General features: G+C 33.5%; 1 pseudogene. It reads right to left on the bottom strand.

What is annotated here, in order from left to right:
- Nucleotides 1–89: 89 nt before the first annotated feature.
- A pseudogene (locus RR876_RS17420) lies at nt 90–507 on the bottom strand (type VI secretion system tip protein VgrG); the annotation flags it as partial.

Here is a 507-nt window from a genome sequence, read left to right as displayed (position 1 = left end):
TTTCGAAATAACATTAAAATCATCTTCTGCATAAATTTTTAGTGATAAAAAAACAAAAATTAAACAAGCAATATTTTTTTTATTAAGCATTATTCAACCTCCCTTGCATTATTACGTATATGTTCATGCTCCTCTCCACAACCACATCCTGTAACTTCATCTTCATCCAAAGACTCTGTCTCTTGTTCAGGGGGTAAGTCTTTAATTTCTGTCAAATATGCGCCTGGTACTAATGAGAGTTCTACATTATCAACAGCGTCACTATAAACACGTGCACTGCTTTGCAGCTCAAACTCATATTCAGCTTCAATTTTTTTAGAATGATTTATTAATTTATATTTCATATTTTTCAATATATTCGGATCAAAAATTTGGCTCAGATCAAATCTCATACTATACATTCCACTCTCAGGCATTTTAGGTAATTCAGCATTTACTGTAGCCCCACCCACAAAACTATGCTGCCCCGCCTTACTTTCAAACTTTCCACCTGTTGTCGTAAAAATC

The organism is Acinetobacter sp. (genome assembly GCF_036666595.1).
GTDB lineage: Bacteria > Pseudomonadota > Gammaproteobacteria > Pseudomonadales > Moraxellaceae > Acinetobacter.
The sequence above is the reverse complement of the archived record's forward strand: the minus strand, read 5'-3'. Positions and strand labels throughout refer to the sequence as shown.